Genomic DNA, 17,708 nt, shown 5'->3' on the forward strand with positions numbered 1-17,708 from the left:
ATTAATTCAAGATATTCCTAAATAATATTCTGTTTTTTCTAAGAAAAACCGAACTTGTTTTTAAGTTCGTCTTTTTTTGTGCTTTTACTTACGATTGGGTCAAATTATTTTTCACACTTTCCCCTCCTATAAAATCTCTTTTCCTGTTAAATTGGTATACATACGAGATAAATATTCTTGAAACTGTTGCTTCTCTTTTTCACTGAATCCTTTTAAAGAAATTTGTTCTATTTCTAAACAATGTTCGTCCCATTTTTCTAAAGCCTTTTCTCCTTCAACTGTTAAATTCAGTTGATAAGCACGTTTATTTTGAGGATTTATAGCTTTTGTAATCATGCCTTTTTCTTCTAAGTTATCAAGAATCTTACTTACTGTAGCACTTTCAATATCACATTCTTTTGCGATATCTTTTAATTTACAATCCTTATGATTTTGAATATATCGTAATACTTTCGGTTGACCGGGTGATAAACGAAAAGCATTCATATTCATTCGATTCTTTTGTCTTTGCGCATGAAAAGCTTTAAAAACTAACATATAAAAAGGTGTTTTCATGATTTTCCTCCTTTCATTAGCATACTAATTATTAGTACGCTAACAATTATAGTCTTATTCAATCTTTTTATCAAGAGAATTGTATGTTATTTCATTTGCTTGTTAAAAATACGAGTGCTATAATACAAAAAAGAAAGAAGGTCGAATAAATGAGTAAAGTAGATATTATTTCTGGTTTTTTAGGAGCTGGGAAAACAACATTAATCAAAAAACTTATTCAGGATTGTTTAGGAAATGAAAAAGTTGTTTTAATTGAAAATGAATTTGGTGAAATTGGTATAGATGGAAGCTTCTTAAAAGAAGCTGGAATTGAAATTACAGAAATGAACTCTGGATGCATTTGTTGTTCATTAGTTGGTGATTTTAGTGAAGCTTTAAAACAAGTCGTAGCTCAGTATCATCCTGATCGTATTATCATTGAACCATCTGGAGTTGGTAAACTTTCTGATGTCATTAAAGCTGTTAGGGATGTTCATAGTGATGAACTTCAATTGAATAGTTTCTGTAGTGTTATTGATGTGAAAAAGTGCAAAACATATTCACTAAACTTTGGAGAATTCTTTAATAATCAGATTGAATATGCTTCTACTATTATTTTAAGTCGTACCCAAGATGTACCACAAGATAAGATTCAGGAAGCTATTGATATCATTAAATCTATGAATACAACAGCTTCTATTATCACAACACCTTGGGATGAATTAAGTGGTGAAACAATTTTACAGACAATGGAAAATGAAAATTCTTTACAGGACATCTTAATGAAAGAAGCAGATATTTGTCCAGAATGTGGTCATCATCACGAACACGGTGAACATTGCCACCATCACGAACATCATCATGAACATGGTGAACATTGTCATCATCATGATGAACATCATGAATGTTGTCACCATCATCATCACGAAAACGAAGAATGTCATCATGGACATCATCATGACCATGAATGTGGATGTGGTCATCATCACCACCATCATCATGCTGATGAAGTCTTTACAAGTTTAGGAAAAGAAACAATTCATACTTATACACAGGAACAGTTAGATCAAATTCTTCAGACTTTATCTTCATCTCATGAATATGGAGATATCTTGCGTGCGAAAGGTATTTTACCTACACCAGATAAGAAATGGTTACACTTTGATTTAGTACCTGGAGAATATGAAATTCGTTTTGGTAGTGCTGATTACACTGGTCGTATCTGTGTCATTGGTAAAGATTTATTAGAAGACAAAATTTATGAATTATTTGGAGTAGAATAATGAATACAAGAATCTATTTATTTACAGGGTTTTTAGATAGCGGAAAATCTTCATTTATTATTGATACTATTACAACAACAGATTTCTGTAATAATGAAAAAACTTTATTAATTATCAGTGAACAAGGTGAAAAAGAATATAATCAGGAAGATATTGAATCATTCAATTGTGATTTGGTTTATATTCATAAAGAAGATGAATTCAATCTTGAATTTTTAACCGAACTTGAAAACAAATATCATCCAACTCAAGTCCTCATGGAAGTGAATGGAATGTTTAATGTTGATCATCTTATTGAATGTGAAAAACCTGAAGGATGGGACGTTGTCCAAGTTTTAACAACTATCAACGCCAAGACTTTTGCTTTGTATATTCAAAACATGCGTTCTTTATTATATCAACATGTTGTTCATAGTGATTTATTGATTTTTAATAGAATTGATGATTCTATTAAAAAATCATTCTTAAGAAATAATATTAAAGCCATTAATTCTACATGTCAGATCATTTATGAAAAAGAAGATGGCACTGTCAACACTCTAGAAGATGATGAATTACCATTTGATATTCAACAGGATTATATCAATGTTTTAGACCATGATTTTGGTCTTTTCTGCATGGATGCCTTAGATCATCCCGATAAATATAATCATAAGAAAGTCACTCTCAGAGGAAAATTCATTGGTCGTGATAAGCAATTAGAAGATGGCTTTGTATTAGGACGTTTAGCTATGGTTTGTTGTGAAGAAGATACGTCTTTAATTGGTATGGTCTGTGAACACCCTGCGGCTAAACAACTGATTCCTAATGAATGGGTTGAAGTCACTGGTACAATTGATGTCCAGTATGATCCAGATATCAACGGAAATTTCTGTTTATTAAAAGTGGATGACTTAAAAGTCATTCCACCATTAAAAAATGAATATGTCACTTTTGATTAGAGGATGAATTGAAAATCCTCTTTTTTATTTATATCTTATTCCTATGTCACCATTACAATCAACCTTATCCTTGCTATAATTTTTGAATATGACTCGAGCCATAATCATTTGTATCACAAGACTTATTGCCATTCCAGTCACAACATCTGTTAAAAAATGAGCTCCCATAATGATTCTTGATAATGCAACCAAAAAAGTAAAGCAAACCCCTATAAAAAATAATAAATTTTCTTTTCCTTTTAATTTTCTATTAAGCAAAGGCAATACACATAACAACATCGCACAAGCCGCATTCGCTGTATGTCCAGATGGAAAGGATTTAAATTCTTCACCTGCTACACCTAAAGCCATCAGCTGATCTTTCATTGTATTTCCTATAACCCACCAAGGCTGAAAACTGACATCATGACGACTACTAATCATTCGCATACGGGGGCGTTCCCATGTCATTTTCACAATATTAACAACAAAAACTTCAATTAAAACTATTAATAAAATAAAAATCACTATCTTTTTTATTGTATCCTGAGATGCATGGCTACTAAGTCGATAAATCAATACATCAACAATTCCTACAATGCCAATAGCTATCACTAAGCTTAATAATGTTGTCATTCTAGAAATATATAATAAAGCTCCTATTGTGATCCCTATAACAGCAATAAAATTAAAAAGTAGTGACAAACAACAATATAGCATCGTCTTTATTTGCTTATCCTTATCTATCATACGTAATAATAATGTTCCAATTGCAGCCATACATAACAAGGCAGGTATTTGACCATATCCAGCCAAGAAAACACCAAAAATATTAGACGAATTATAAAAAAACTGTGAAATCTGATAATCCCAAATAGAACCTATCCCCATTAAAACAAGTAAAATAACACCTATAACTATGCAATACTTCTTCTTATATATTTGTATATCCATATTTTCTCAACCCTTTATTTGATAATATTATAAAAAATACAACTCTATCTTTTTTAACATTTAAACTTACACTTTATAAACTATATCTGAAATTGATAAACATAATATGAATCATTTTATGTATATGATAACAAACAATATGAAAATATTACTTTTTATTGATATGTTTATGGATGAATATTGATAAAATTTAAACTTATACACCCTTTTATGTGTAATGGTAATCCAAAATACCAACAAAGCTGATCATAAACAAAAAGCCACCTATTTATGGCTACTTTCCAAATCAATATTGACTATATTATTGAGTTCATAAAGCTTCATATTTTCAGTTTTCTAAACTTCTGATACTATCCTTTTCTTTTGTAAAACTATCATAAATTCAATACATATATCTCATGAACCATTTATACTAAATCTAGATTTCGTCATATTATATTGACATATAGATGATCGAATGATTTTAAATAAAAAGAGCAATTAAAAATATAATAGAACCAATAATACAAAACGTTCCCATAACACGCATCAAAGCGATATACAACTCTGAAGGTTCTCCATTCTTCACATCCCAGAAATGTTCTATTTTCCATAACAGATCAGGTCTTCCTACCATAGCAATCCCCAATAACAACAATACCACTATCCAAACATACTCCATAACAGTCACATCCCTTATCTTTATTTTAACATACTCTTTTCTTTTTCATAGAATTTCAATCAATAAAATTTGAACTTATACATCCTTTCATGTATAATGAGTATGCTAAAAAAGAGGTGAAAAAATGGAAGGTTTTTGGTATGAATTAAAACATGTTTGTAAACAATCTGGTGCAAGATATGGGATTTTACATACACCACATGGCGATGTTGAAACACCTATGTTTATGCCAGTAGGAACACTTGCTACAGTGAAAGGTATTTCTCCAGAACAATTAAAAGAAATGCATTCTCAAGTCATTTTAGCAAACACTTATCATTTATGGTTAAGACCTGGTGAAGATGTTGTTAAAATGGCTGGCGGATTACATCAATTTATGAATTATGATGGTCCTATTTTAACTGATAGTGGTGGTTTTCAAGTCTTCTCTTTAGGAAAGACAAGAAAGATTGAAGAAGAAGGCGTGACTTTTAAAAGTATTGTTGATGGAAAGAAATTATTTTTATCTCCTGAAAAATCTATTCAAATTCAAAATGATTTAGGAGCTGATATTATCATGAGCTTTGATGAATGTGCTCCATATCCTTCAACACATGAATATATGAAAAAAAGTGTGGAAAGAACTCTGCGTTGGGCAAAACGTGGTAAAGATGCTCATAAAAGAAAAGATCAGGCTTTATTTGGGATTGTACAAGGTGGAGAATTTGAGGATTTAAGAGAACTGTCAGCTAAAGAATTAGTGAAAATGGATTTCCCTGGCTATTCTATAGGAGGAACAAGTGTTGGTGAACCTAAGGATGTCATGTATAAAATGATTGATGATGCAGTGAAATGGCTCCCTCAGGATAAACCACGTTACTTAATGGGTGTTGGGAATCCTATTGATTTAATTGAAGGGGCTATTCGTGGTATTGATATGTTTGACTGTGTTTTACCAACAAGAGTCGCAAGACATGGAGCGTTAATGACACATCATGGACGTATGAATATCAATAATGAAAAGTATAAATATGACTTTACGCCTATTGATGAGAAATGTCATTGTTATACATGTCAAAACTATACACGTGCTTATTTAAGACATTTACATAAATGTGATGAATTATTTGGAAAAAGTTTATTATCTATTCATAATGTTGCTTTCTTGCTTCAATTAAGTGAAGATATAAGAAAAGCCATTCAGGAAGATCGTTTATTAGATTTTAAAGAAGAATTTTTAAATAGTTATGGTAGAGATGTTTATGAAAGGGCGTTTTAAATGAAAATTAGTGAATTTGATTATGATTTACCAGAGGAATTGATTGCGCAAACTCCTCTACAAAAAAGAGATACTTCACGTTTAATGGTCTTAGATAGAAAAACAAAAACGATTGAAGACAAGCATTTTTATGATATTTTAGACTATCTACATGCTGGAGATATTTTAGTCAGAAACAATACAAAAGTCATTCCTGCCAGACTTTATGGAATAAAAGAAGAAACTGGTGGTCATGTTGAAGTCTTGCTTCTTAAAGATTTAGGTGAAGATGTATGGGAATGTCTTGTGGGAAATGCACGTATTGTGAAAATGGATACTGTCATTACTTTTGGAGATGGTTCTTTAAAAGCCAAATGTGTGCATATTGGAGAAGAAGGTATTCGTCATTTTCAAATGATGTATGAAGGTATTTTCTATGAAGTTTTAGATCATCTTGGCACAATGCCACTTCCTCCTTATATCAAGGAAAAGCTTGATGATCCTCATCGTTATCAGACTGTTTATGCCAAAGTCGAAGGTAGTGCCGCTGCACCTACCGCTGGTTTACATTTTACTGAAGATATTTTAAAGAAAGTTCAAGACAAAGGTGTTGAAATCCTAGATGTCACTTTACATGTAGGTCTAGGAACTTTTAGACCAGTGAAAGTTGATGATGTATTAGAACATCATATGCATAGTGAATTTTATATGATTGATGAAGACACTGCTCAAAAGCTTAATCAAGCCAAAGCCAATGGACAACGCATTATCAGTGTTGGAACAACTTCAACAAGAACACTTGAAGCCAACTTTAAAAAATATGGAAAATTTCAAGCTACACAGGAAAGTACTGATATCTTTATTTATCCAGGTTATCAGTTTGAAGCTATTGATGCTTTGATTACCAATTTCCATCTTCCTAAATCAACATTAGTGATGCTTGTCAGTGCATTTGCTGATAAAGATTATATTATGAAAGCTTATCATCATGCTGTGGAAGAAAAATATCGTTTCTTCTCATTTGGTGATTGTATGTTTATTCAATAATGAAAATCAATTATGATCTTAAATTACAGGAAGAACTTCAAAAAATTGGCAATCAGAAACCAACATTATTACTTCATGTCTGTTGTGGACCATGTTCTAGCAATGTGATTAAAGAATTATGCGAACATTTTGAAATCACAATCTATTATTCCAATTCCAACATTTATCCATCTGATGAATATCAAAGACGTTTCCATGAATTATTATCTTTTATTGAAAGATTTAATCATGATTTCAATCAAAACATTCAAGTCATTGAAGATCCTTATAATAATAGTGAATGGATTTCTCATCTTTATCCTTTAAAAGATTATCCAGAAGGAAGTGTAAGATGTCGTCTTTGTTATAGCTTGAGAATGCGTAGAACATTTGATTATGCAAAAATCAATCATTATGATTATTGGACAACTGTTTTAAGTGTATCACCACATAAAAATAGTCAATGGATTAATGAGATTGGAGATCAATGGCAAAGTGAATCACCCAAATTCTTATATGCTGATTTTAAGAAAAATAATGGTTATTTAAAATCAACACAAATGACTAAAGAATATGGAATGTATCGTCAAAATTATTGTGGCTGTATGTTCAGTTATGAAGAGATGTTAAAAAGAGAAGAACATAAAGTTGAACAAAAGCAGGATGCCTAGTGCATCCTGTTTTTTGTGATTAAAGTAACATAATAAGCGTTCCTGCCACAATCATCATTAATCCAATAAAAGATTTTAAATTCAGTTTTTCATGAAAAACAATATAAGAGAAAAGCACCGTGACTAAAATACTCAATTTATCAATCGGCGTGACAAGACTGGCTGATCCAATCTGTAATGCTCTATAAAAACATAACCATGAAGCTCCAGTCGCTATACCTGATAAAAAAATATAAATCAATTCATGCTTGGGAACTTCTTTAACGCTACTTTGCGCATTTGTTGCAACCACAACAACCCATGCCATCACCAAGACAACACTTGTACGAATGGCAGTTCCTAAATTGCTTTCAATATGACTGATTCCTACCTTTCCTAAGATGGTTGTTAAACTGGCAAAGACAACTGATAACACAGCATAGATCAACCAATAATTGTCTTCTTTTTGATTTGTTTCCTTTTTCTCCAACATCAAAAAAGTTCCCGTCATCATCAAGATCATCCCGATAATTTTATAAATATTGACTGTTTCATGAAATAAGATAAAACTTAAAATCACGGTGAGAACAACACTTGTCTTATCTATTGCAGCCACTTTATTAATATTTCCTAATTGTAAAGCTCTAAAATAACATAACCAGGATGCACCTGTCGAAAGACCTGATAACACCAAAAAAAGTATTGTCTGATAAGATAAGTTCGCTATTTCATGAAAAGAACCAACAATAAAAACCATAATCCATGAAAAAATCAAAACAACAATTGTTCTGAGAGCTGTCGCTACATGTGAATTTGTATCATGTATACCACATTTTGCTAAAACAGCCGTTATTCCTGCAAAAAATGCTGAACCAAATGCATATAAAATCCACATCTCTTTGACCTCTTTTCTGGTATTTCTTCTTTTTTTATTCTCATAACTCTATTTTATAACGATTTTCATTATAAAAAAAGCAAGAATCAACGTTCTTACTTTTGATAAACATGTTTATAGGCTTTTTGTCTTGTTATTTTTAATACATTTTCCTCACCAGGAAAATGAACAGGATTCATATGTGTCTGCTGATAAATCTCCAGTAAATCTATAACATCCTGATAGATTTCTTCAATCTCCATATTTCCATACATTCTTGGTGGTAAAATATAAATAGGGACTTGAACATCAGTCTTTTCAAGTAACTGTTTCACATAAATATTAAGGTGTGGACAACAAATAATAATATCAAAGTTATCTATCTTTTCTAAAACAAGAGAAAAAGGAGAAAACTCCATTTCAAGTTGATTCGATAAGTTCTTGGCAATAATCTCCTTTTTCATTCTTTCAGCGACATAACTTGATGAAAAGCCACCACCACAGCATAATAAGACTCTAATCATGTGTTGCCTTACATTTCTCTACAAAGATTTTTATTTTTTGAGTTGCAATCTTTAATTCTTCAAGACTATAAGCATAAGAAACACGAATAAATCCTTCTCCTGCTGGTCCAAAAGCAGTTCCTGGAACACAAGCTACTTTTTGATCTTCTAACAGTTTTTCACAGAATTCATCAGATGTGAGTCCAGTTGAACGAATACATGGAAAAACATAGAAAGCGCCTTGAGGTTTAAATGTTTCCAGTCCCATATCATTAAATGTTTTCACTAAAAAGTTTCGTCTAGCCTTATAAGAATCTCGCATTTTCAAGACTTCATCATAACAATGTCTTAATCCTTCAATAGCTCCATATTGGGCAGCTGAAGGCGCAGACATGATAATATATTGATGAATTTTATTCATAGCTTTTGTAAATACAGAATGAGCGAGAACATAACCTAAACGCCATCCTGTCATCGCAAAGGCTTTAGAAAAACCACTCACAACAATCACCTGATCTTTGATTTCATCAAATGAAGCAATTGAACAAAATTCTTCTTCATAACTCAATTCTGCATAAATTTCATCAGAAATCACGATAAGACCTGATTCCTTAATAATAGGAACAATCTTTTCATAATCACTCTTTGTCATAAATCCACCTGTTGGATTTGATGGATAATTAATCAATAATGCTTTTGTTTTGGGTGTAATCGCAGCTTTTAAAAGCTCTGGTGTTAATTTAAACTCATCTTCCTGACGTAAATTAATTGTGACAGGAACCCCTCCTGCAAGCTCAACACCAGGTGTATAGGCTACATATCCAGGATCCAAAACAATCATTTCTTCTCCAGGATTTAATATAGCACGAATCGCAATATCAATACCCTCTGATCCCCCAACAGTCACAATACAGTTCTCTTTGGCATTATAATCCACATGAAAACGATCACGATAATATCGACAGATTTCTTCTCTTAATTCCTGTAATCCCTGATTGGCTGTATAAAATGTTCTTCCTTTTTCAATGGAATAAATCGCAGCTTCTCGAATAGCCCAAGGTGTTGTAAAATCTGGTTCACCAACTCCTAAAGATATGACATCTTCCATTTGTGAAGCTAAATCAAAGAATTTTCTAATTCCACTTGGTTTAATTGTTTTGACTCTATCACTTAAAATATCATTATAATCCATTATGGAGTCACCACCAATCTATCATTTTTTCCATCTTCATCTTCAATTAAAACAACACCATTATTTTTATATTGTTTTAATACAAAATAAGTTGATGTTCCTGTCACTCCATCTACACATGCCAGTTTACTAGCCACAAAATGAGCAACTTCCTGCATTGTCTTTCCTTTAACAATACATACAAATTCAAAACTTCCACTCAATAAATACATTGTATCAACTTCATCAAATTTATAAATATGACTCGCAATACGATCATAGCCATATTCTCTTTCTGGACTTGCATTGACTTGAATCAATGCTGTTACAATTTCTGTATTTGTTAAATCCCAGTTGACAATTGTATGATAACCACAGATCACTTTCTTCTGTTCTAATTCCGTTAATTTTTGAATGACATTATCTTTAGATTCATCTAAGGCGGCCGCTAAATCAGTAATCTTCATCCTCGCATTTTTTTGTAATAAACTTAACATTAACTTCTCTTCCATATTCGCTTCCTCCTTCAATATAGTATCTATTGTATTACACTTTTGTGTATTATGAAAGAATTTTATAATTTTCTTTTTATTATTTCTATGTTTTTATACCTTTTTTTATTCATTTCATAAAATATTATGATAAAATATTTTATATAGCGAAAGGAGCTTTAACATGAAAATCTTTTATGTATCAAGTTATGGAAAACATCATGATAAAGGTATTTATATCATGAAATTTGATGAAAAAACATTAGAAATGAAACGTATTCAACAAATCGAAACTCAAGACTACCCTTCTTATATGATATGTAATGATCACACTTTATATGTCGCTTATAAAAATGCCAATTCTCATAGTTATGGAGGGGGATTAGGAAGTTTTTCAATCTATAAAGATGAACTGATTTTAAATAATAATTATCATTCCAGCGGTCGTTCTTATACACATTTATGCGTTGATCAAAATAATCGCTATCTTTTTGCGGCAAATTATCATGTTGGCGCAACTGCTTCTTACCAATTAGAAAATAGTATTATTACTCAAAAAATTTGTGCAGTTCATCATGTCGGTTTAGGTCCCGATCTTTTAAAACGCCAAACAGGTCCACATGCGCATTATGTTGGCATCACTCCTGATCAGGAATTTGTTTATTCTGTTGATTTAGGTGCTGATAAAGTCGTTATGTATCGTTACTCTCAAGGTGTTTTATTAGAAGATCCTCATTATACTTTAAATATTGTTCCTGGTTCTGGTCCACGTCATATGATTTTTTCTCATGATGGTCGTTTTGCCTATCTTGTCAATGAGATTGCTAATAATATTATGGTCTTTAAATATTATCAGGGCCATTTCCAATTAATACAGGCTATTCACTGTATACCAAGACATTTTAAAGGTTTTTCAAGTGCTGCTGCTATTCGCTTAAGTCATAGTGGAAATCATCTTTTTGTATCAAATAGAGGGCATGACAGTATAGCTATGTACCGCGTCAATAAAGAAAGTGGTAAAATTTCTTTACTCTATATGGTTCATACAAAAAAAGATCCTCGAGATTTCCAAATTGTTGATGATCGTTATTTAATTATTGCTTGTCAAGGCAGCAATCTGTTACAGGTGATGACATTCAATGAAGATACAGAAGAACTTGTTTTAAGTGACTCTTCAATTGAAATACCTGAACCTGTTTGTGTAGCTTTTGAATAGACTCTGCATATCACTTTGATTCATTATAAAAAACACTATGTTTGTTAACCAAGCAATCAGGTTTATTCAAACATAGTGTTTTATTTATTCACTATAATGATGATGTTTTAACCATTCAAAGCATCCCAGTCCAACAACAGCCACAATGAGTTCAGTCACTGGAAATGCACTCCAGACACCATTCATCTTTGCTATAGCGGAGAGGAGAAAAGCCATTGGAATGATAATGATAAATCCCCTTAATAAAGAAATAATATGTGCAGGCAAAGGATGTTCAACAGAAGTAAAATACATTGATAAAATAATATTAAATCCAGCAAATGGACAAGCAATGAAATATAACTTCAACCCTTGTGCTGCAATTATCTGCAACATTGCATTATTCTCACTATTAAATATTTGTGTGATGGAAGATGCACCAAAGAAAACAGTTGTATAAATAACAGCTGAAATTATTAACATAGTTAATAATGCATATTTCAATACTCTATAAATGTTATCTAAATGATTCAAGCCATAATCTCGACTCATTAATGGCTGTATACCTTGAGCAATCCCAGTATATATAGCCATGACAACTAATGATAAATTAGCAATAACACCATATGCAGCAACACCCACATTCCCTTCAAGATTTAAAATAATGGTATTAAAAACAATCATGACAATTCCAGAAGAAACTTCTGTAACCAAAGAGGGTACACCACTTGAGAAAATACCAGTGATTGTTTTTAATGAAATTGTACTTTTTATAAAATGAAATTGATTTTTCTTTTTGAAAAAATGTGGTGATAAAATGCACATGCTGATAATAGGAGCTAATCCTGTCGCAAAGACAGCTCCAAAAATGCCCATTTGACAAGGAAAAATAAAGATATAATCTAAAACAATATTAGAAAAACTTCCTCCTAGCATTGCAGCCATGGAAAGCTGTGGTGCCCCATCATTACGTACAAAACAAAGAAAAACATTATTCATTAAAAAAGCTGGCGCAAACAATAATATCACTTGTAAATATGTTTTTGACATATCAAAAACATTCCCCTGCTCAACAAATAACGAAATAATTGTTCCAGAAAATAAGAAACCTATCAAAACAAAAATAATCGCAAAACATATAGCTAATAAAACAGCATGAGTGAATGTCTTGTTTGCATCTTGATGATGTTCCTGGCTTTTTAATATGGAATATTTTGTTCCACCACCCATACCAATCATCAAGCCACTTCCATGAATAAAACTATAAATAGGAATAGCCAAATTTAAAGCTGTCAATCCATCTGTACCAAGTCCTTTAGAAACAAAAAATGTGTCTGCTAAAATATAGCACGATAAACCAATCATACCTAACACATTTAAAGATGTATACCTAAAAAATTCCTGTAAACTCTCTAATTTCTTCATGTTTTCTTTATCCTTTCATTTTATCAATTGAATAGATATATTAAACATTTTATTGACTTTTGTCACCTTTTCTATCTTTACAAAAGAAAAGCACTGATTGTCGTATCTTCAATGGCCTATCGATACGAAACCAATGCTTAAAATTTACCCGGCGGCAAACAATCATATATCTGCTATGCATTCTATCACAAGACATAATATATATCAATACATCTCATTATTTTTTCATCTTAATCACATAAACAACTTCTTCATCTGTTTCAGAAATATCTACTGTTGTTTCCACTCCTGCCTGCTGTACCATCATGGCAGCCTGATCTAATGTATTTATAGCAATTTTTAAATTTTGTGAAATACTTTTTGTTTTAGGTTTTGGCTTTTTGGGTTCAACTTTCTTTTTGATTTTTTCTTCTGTCTGTTCAACATTTAAACCCTTATCCATAATTTCTCTTAACATATTATTTTGTTTTGCTGTTGTATCTAACTTTAATAAAGCTCTGGCATGTCTTTCTGTGATATCTTTTCTTCGTACTGCTTCTTGAACAGTCATCGGAAGTTGTAATAACCTTAACTTATTTGCAATAGTTGATTGCTTTTTACCAACTTTTTGAGCTAATTCTTCCTGTGTTATATTTTGTGTATCTAAGATTTGTTGATATGCTAATGCTTCTTCAATGGCTGATAAATTCTCTCGTTGAATATTCTCAACAATTGCAGCTGTGGCAGTCTGTTGTTCATCATAATTTTGAACAAGACATGGAACTTCTTCTATACCTGCCAAAAGACATGCACGATAACGTCTTTCCCCAACAACAATCTGATACTTCCCATGATAAGGTCTGACCACAATAGGTTGTAATAATCCATTTTGTTGAATAGATACAGCTAATTCCTGAATTTTTTCATTTTCAAAATGTGTTCTTGGCTGATGCCCATTAGCTTCAATTTTATGTATATCTATAAATTTATATTTCGGTTCTTTCACAAAATCCTCTCCTTATAATCCGTTCCTTATTATAGCATTTTTATTCAAAAAACAAAAGAAATCAATAACACAAAAAAACAATTATCAACAGGCCTCTTTATAAAGAGTCTCTGTTGATAATTTTAACATCAATCCCTAATCAATTAATTTTAAATAACAAAAAGCATTATATAACCCATCATCATTAACATCTGTTGTAATATAATCAGCAGCAGCTTTAATTTCTTCGCCACCATTTCCCATAGCCACATTATAATCACAACATTCAAACATAGATAAATCAATTTTAGCATCTCCAAAAGAAATCGTATCTTTTTGGTCAACACCTAAATAATCCAATAAAACTTCAATAGCATGTCTTTTTGTAATACCAGTTGGACCTAAATCACCATACAAGGCCACTTCTCCCTTACCTCCCCATGTATTCGCAATCAAATGAGGAAATTCTTTTTGAGAATCTAAATGATCTTGATAACGACTTAAAATAAAACTAATTTTATTCACATCATCTCGATATAAATCTTCTCCCTGCAAATGAATAAAACCATCCATAAACTTCTTTGAAGATTCTTTAGCTTTCGTTAAATCCGCACCTTTACCCTGTGCATATTTCACCATTGTTTCTGGTCCCTGTTCCAACATATAATCATTACAATACATACCACTATTGGCTTCTAAATAAAATCCTAAATGTCTTTCATTACACCAGTCTACAATATGTTTGACATCTTCCTTTGATAATCCCTGATGCATCACAACATGTCCATGATCTTCTACATAAGCTCCATTCCCACCAATCATACCATCTAATTCACAAAGGTTTCTCTGTTCAATTTCAGCTTTTGAACAACCTGTACAAATATAAACTTTATGTCCATTTGCACGTGCCTGATTCACTGCCTGAGCAGCTGAAGCTGGTAATTTAGCCTCATAATCAATTAATGTTCCATCAACATCTAAAAATATAATCTTGCTCATATTGTCTCTCCTTTTCCACTATTATTTTTATTATAACATGTTTCAAAAAAATAACAGCATGAAATCATGCTGTTATTGAACTTTCACTTCACCAGATAAGACTTTCTGATAATCTTCATAATTCTTTTGAAGCAGTGCTGGAGTATCTAATTCATAAGGACATCGCCTTGAACATTGACCACAATGCAAACAACCTTCAATCTTTTTCATTTCTGCCTGCATATCTTCAGTCAACCAGTTTTGTGATGGTGCTCTTCTTAACATCAATGACATACGGGCACATTGATTAATCATAATACCTGCTGGACATGGCATACAATATCCACATCCTCGACAGAAATCACCTGATAATTCTATTTTTTCTTTTTCTATAAATGCCTTCATTTCATCATCAAGAACCGGTGTATCCTGCATATAGGATAACCATTCATCTAATTCACTTTCTTTTTGAATTCCCCAAATAGGTAAAACATTATCAAATTGACTCATATAAGCCATTGCTGGACGTGACTGATTAATTAATCCTCCAGCTAACCCTTTCATCGCAATGAATCCCATATTGGCTTCTTGACTCTTTTGAACCAGTTCTATTTCTTTTTGAGATGATAAATAACTAAAAGGGAATTGAATTGTTTCATAGAGATGAGAATCAACAGCATCTAATGCAACTTGTAACTGATGAGCAGTGATTCCAATATGTCTGATTTTCCCTTGTTTTTTAGCTTCTAACATACATTCATACATACCTGTTCCATCATTTGGTGCATAAACTTGTGAAGCACAATGAAACTGATAAATATCCACATAATCTGTTTTCAATAACGATAATGATGTGTCCAATTGCTTCCAGAATTCCTCAGGTGTTGTTGCCATTGTCTTTGTTGCAATATAATAGCTACTACGCGGATAAATATGTAATGCTTCTCCTAACTTTTCTTCACTGTCGCTATAAGCTCTCGCTGTGTCAAAAAAACGCATTCCTCCATCATAGGCTTTTCTTATAATAGTGACCCCTTCTTCTTTAGAAACTCTTTGAACGGGTAATGCTCCAAACCCATTTTGTACAACTTGAATACCTGTACTTCCTAAAATGATTTCCTTCATACGCCTAACCTCTTTTCTTACTTTTTATTCTAACACAACTTATTTCTTTTTTGAAAGCTTGATATTTTGAATCGTATGACAATAAGGACATTGAACATGATAATCTTGAACCTGACGATTCACATTGCCTATAACCTGAAAAAAGTGAGGTTTCCATATTCGATGACAATGTTGACATTGAAAATAACGATTTTGACTTACTATGACATATAAAATAATCATACATAAAACAATGCCTAGAACACCTATCATTATCATTTTCAATACTTCCTTTCTTTATTGATTTTCTTCAAAAAATAATCTTTATCAGATTCTATCATATATACTTACTGCCTTCTTTAATGGAAAGTTTAGCCATTTTTTCATGATATTGTTGAATAAAATCACGAACCCATTGTGGATTTGTTTTAGAATAATCTCTTAATATCCAGCCTATCGCTTTGTTGATAAAAAACTCATGACTATTCAAATTATTCACAAGAATCTTTTCTAACAAGATGGTATTTGTTTTTTCTTTTCGTCCTAACTGATGATCAATAGCTAATCTTCTTAGCCAAAAGTCATCATCTAATGACCATTCCAGCATTAAATCATCAACACGTTGGTCTGTTAATCCAATTTGACCAATAATCGTATCAAAATTATCAATAGAATCCCACCATTGTTTATCTTTTATATAAACTTTCATATGCTGAATATCTTCATAAACCAATTGATTTTGAAACATCTTTAAATAATCACAGACAAAATATTGAAATTCTCTATGGGAATCTTGATAACATAAATCTAAAAAATCCCAATCAATTTGTTTGTGTTTCTTTTCCTGTTTCAAAAAATCTTTATAAAGCTTTCTTCTTTGAGGGGTTGGTATTCCGTAGAAAACAAACTGATTTTTCATATATTGGGCCATAGATAAAGCTTGATTTTGATCTTGCATATTTTCAAATAACTGTTTGATATATAAATACTTATCCATCATTCCACATCCTTAGTTTCATTATAACATAAAAGACGAGTTTCCTCGTCTTATAAATCACATATTCCTTTGCCTTCACCATACATGCTATACCAGTCGGCATTGAAATCATCTACTGCTTTTTCTATGCTTGGATTCTTGAAAATCTGTTTCAAGATCTCTACTGGTGCTGTAATCGCCTGCGCTCCATAATTGAAGGCATCTCTAATCTGTTGCACTCCCTTGAATGATGCTGCGACTATCTTTGTATCATATCCATCCATGACAATACGATTTGATAATTCATTGATGAGCTCCATTGGATCTGCTCCTAGATTCCCAATTCTATTGACATATGGCGCAATATAGTCTGCCCCTGCTGCCAGTGCCATATAAGCCTGCATCAAATCATAGACAGCTGTCGCTGTGACATGAATGTTTTCTTCCTTCAACATCTTAATCGCTTTGATTCCTTCATAAGATACGGGTACTTTGATATAGACCTGTCTGTCTATTTCTTCAAGGATTCTATGTGCTTCCTTGACCATGCTTTGACAATCCTTAGAAATCACCTGGATATGAAGACTTCTATCCTTTCCAATAATATCTCTGATTGCTCGCATATGTGCAAAGAAATCCTCTGGGCTTGTCTTCTTGACAATAGAAGGATTACTTGTAACACCTACGATAGGCATATAAGCAACGGCTTCCTTAATTTCTTCTAAATCAACTGTATCAATAATAAATTCCATAATCTTCTCC

20 protein-coding genes are annotated in these 17,708 nt (G+C 31.9%); 6 read left to right on the plus strand and 14 right to left on the minus strand.

Going from position 1 to position 17,708, the window contains the following annotated elements; genetic code table 11:
* Positions 1 to 126: 126 nt before the first annotated feature.
* Positions 127 to 555, minus strand: coding sequence for a MarR family winged helix-turn-helix transcriptional regulator (locus B5G32_RS09605; protein ID WP_087244889.1), 429 nt, complete (start codon positions 553 to 555; stop codon positions 127 to 129).
* Between the two features lie 149 nt (positions 556 to 704).
* Between B5G32_RS09605 and B5G32_RS09610 the strand changes: the two genes are divergently transcribed.
* Both B5G32_RS09610 and B5G32_RS09615 read left to right on the plus strand, forming a co-directional pair.
* A complete protein-coding gene (locus B5G32_RS09610) occupies positions 705 to 1,817 on the plus strand; it encodes a CobW family GTP-binding protein (RefSeq protein ID WP_087936524.1) in 1,113 nt (370 codons plus the stop codon).
* The gene (locus tag B5G32_RS09615; RefSeq protein ID WP_087936525.1) at positions 1,817 to 2,758 is read left to right on the plus strand and encodes a TIGR03943 family putative permease subunit; all 942 of its coding nucleotides are present in this window, start codon (positions 1,817 to 1,819) and stop codon (positions 2,756 to 2,758) included. The genes B5G32_RS09610 and B5G32_RS09615 overlap by 1 nt, the downstream gene beginning before the upstream one ends.
* A gap of 24 nt (positions 2,759 to 2,782) precedes the next feature.
* Here B5G32_RS09615 and B5G32_RS09620 read toward each other — a convergent pair whose 3' ends face one another.
* Positions 2,783 to 3,691, minus strand: a complete 909-nt coding sequence (locus tag B5G32_RS09620; RefSeq protein ID WP_239386231.1) for a phosphatase PAP2 family protein — start codon at positions 3,689 to 3,691, stop codon at positions 2,783 to 2,785.
* Between the two features lie 463 nt (positions 3,692 to 4,154).
* A complete protein-coding gene (locus B5G32_RS09625) occupies positions 4,155 to 4,352 on the minus strand; it encodes a DUF6199 family natural product biosynthesis protein (RefSeq protein ID WP_087244892.1) in 198 nt (65 codons plus the stop codon).
* A gap of 124 nt (positions 4,353 to 4,476) precedes the next feature.
* Between B5G32_RS09625 and tgt the strand changes: the two genes are divergently transcribed.
* From tgt to B5G32_RS09640, 3 genes are read left to right on the plus strand one after another with little or no spacing between them, the layout of a single operon-like run.
* Positions 4,477 to 5,610, plus strand: coding sequence for a tRNA guanosine(34) transglycosylase Tgt (gene tgt, locus B5G32_RS09630; RefSeq protein WP_087936526.1), 1,134 nt, complete (start codon positions 4,477 to 4,479; stop codon positions 5,608 to 5,610).
* The gene (gene queA, locus B5G32_RS09635) at positions 5,611 to 6,636 is read left to right on the plus strand and encodes a tRNA preQ1(34) S-adenosylmethionine ribosyltransferase-isomerase QueA (protein WP_087298263.1); all 1,026 of its coding nucleotides are present in this window, start codon (positions 5,611 to 5,613) and stop codon (positions 6,634 to 6,636) included.
* Positions 6,636 to 7,286 (plus strand): epoxyqueuosine reductase QueH, encoded by a 651-nt coding sequence (locus tag B5G32_RS09640; protein ID WP_087936527.1) that lies wholly within the window; start codon positions 6,636 to 6,638, stop codon positions 7,284 to 7,286. Before queA ends, B5G32_RS09640 begins: the two co-directional genes overlap by 1 nt.
* A gap of 19 nt (positions 7,287 to 7,305) precedes the next feature.
* Here B5G32_RS09640 and B5G32_RS09645 read toward each other — a convergent pair whose 3' ends face one another.
* The 4 genes from B5G32_RS09645 to B5G32_RS09660 form a co-directional block, all read right to left on the minus strand.
* On the minus strand, positions 7,306 to 8,160 hold the full coding sequence (locus B5G32_RS09645; RefSeq protein WP_087936528.1) for an EamA family transporter: 855 nt from the start codon (positions 8,158 to 8,160) through the stop codon (positions 7,306 to 7,308).
* Positions 8,161 to 8,255: 95 nt separating this feature from the next.
* Positions 8,256 to 8,663: a PTS sugar transporter subunit IIB gene (locus B5G32_RS09650; RefSeq protein WP_087936529.1), complete on the minus strand. Its 408-nt coding sequence runs from the start codon at positions 8,661 to 8,663 to the stop codon at positions 8,256 to 8,258.
* A complete protein-coding gene (locus B5G32_RS09655; protein ID WP_087297925.1) occupies positions 8,656 to 9,834 on the minus strand; it encodes an aminotransferase class I/II-fold pyridoxal phosphate-dependent enzyme in 1,179 nt (392 codons plus the stop codon). The genes B5G32_RS09650 and B5G32_RS09655 overlap by 8 nt, the downstream gene beginning before the upstream one ends.
* The gene (locus B5G32_RS09660) at positions 9,834 to 10,325 is read right to left on the minus strand and encodes an Lrp/AsnC family transcriptional regulator (protein WP_087244899.1); all 492 of its coding nucleotides are present in this window, start codon (positions 10,323 to 10,325) and stop codon (positions 9,834 to 9,836) included. Before B5G32_RS09660 ends, B5G32_RS09655 begins: the two co-directional genes overlap by 1 nt.
* A gap of 163 nt (positions 10,326 to 10,488) precedes the next feature.
* Here B5G32_RS09660 and B5G32_RS09665 point away from each other — a divergent pair, with 163 nt between their 5' ends.
* Positions 10,489 to 11,520 (plus strand): lactonase family protein, encoded by a 1,032-nt coding sequence (locus tag B5G32_RS09665; protein WP_087297924.1) that lies wholly within the window; start codon positions 10,489 to 10,491, stop codon positions 11,518 to 11,520.
* 84 nt (positions 11,521 to 11,604) lie between these two features.
* Here B5G32_RS09665 and B5G32_RS09670 read toward each other — a convergent pair whose 3' ends face one another.
* The 7 genes from B5G32_RS09670 to B5G32_RS09700 all read right to left on the minus strand — a co-directional run bounded on the left by B5G32_RS09670 (position 11,605) and on the right by B5G32_RS09700 (position 17,698).
* Positions 11,605 to 12,924 (minus strand): MATE family efflux transporter, encoded by a 1,320-nt coding sequence (locus tag B5G32_RS09670; RefSeq protein WP_087936530.1) that lies wholly within the window; start codon positions 12,922 to 12,924, stop codon positions 11,605 to 11,607.
* Positions 12,925 to 13,141: 217 nt separating this feature from the next.
* Positions 13,142 to 13,909: a ParB/RepB/Spo0J family partition protein gene (locus tag B5G32_RS09675; protein ID WP_087936531.1), complete on the minus strand. Its 768-nt coding sequence runs from the start codon at positions 13,907 to 13,909 to the stop codon at positions 13,142 to 13,144.
* A gap of 135 nt (positions 13,910 to 14,044) precedes the next feature.
* Positions 14,045 to 14,887, minus strand: coding sequence for a Cof-type HAD-IIB family hydrolase (locus B5G32_RS09680; RefSeq protein ID WP_087936532.1), 843 nt, complete (start codon positions 14,885 to 14,887; stop codon positions 14,045 to 14,047).
* A 72-nt stretch (positions 14,888 to 14,959) separates the two neighbouring features.
* Entirely contained in the window at positions 14,960 to 15,991 is a 1,032-nt protein-coding gene (locus B5G32_RS09685) for an aldo/keto reductase (protein ID WP_087936533.1), read from the minus strand.
* Between the two features lie 39 nt (positions 15,992 to 16,030).
* Positions 16,031 to 16,249, minus strand: coding sequence for a hypothetical protein (locus tag B5G32_RS09690; protein WP_087936534.1), 219 nt, complete (start codon positions 16,247 to 16,249; stop codon positions 16,031 to 16,033).
* Between the two features lie 58 nt (positions 16,250 to 16,307).
* The gene (locus B5G32_RS09695) at positions 16,308 to 16,967 is read right to left on the minus strand and encodes a DNA alkylation repair protein (RefSeq protein ID WP_087936535.1); all 660 of its coding nucleotides are present in this window, start codon (positions 16,965 to 16,967) and stop codon (positions 16,308 to 16,310) included.
* A gap of 50 nt (positions 16,968 to 17,017) precedes the next feature.
* Positions 17,018 to 17,698, minus strand: a complete 681-nt coding sequence (locus B5G32_RS09700) for a fructose-6-phosphate aldolase (RefSeq protein ID WP_087304711.1) — start codon at positions 17,696 to 17,698, stop codon at positions 17,018 to 17,020.
* Positions 17,699 to 17,708 lie beyond the last annotated feature (10 nt).

Source organism: Massilimicrobiota sp. An80, assembly GCF_002159255.1.
GTDB lineage: Bacteria > Bacillota_I > Bacilli_A > Erysipelotrichales > Coprobacillaceae > Allocoprobacillus > Allocoprobacillus merdigallinarum.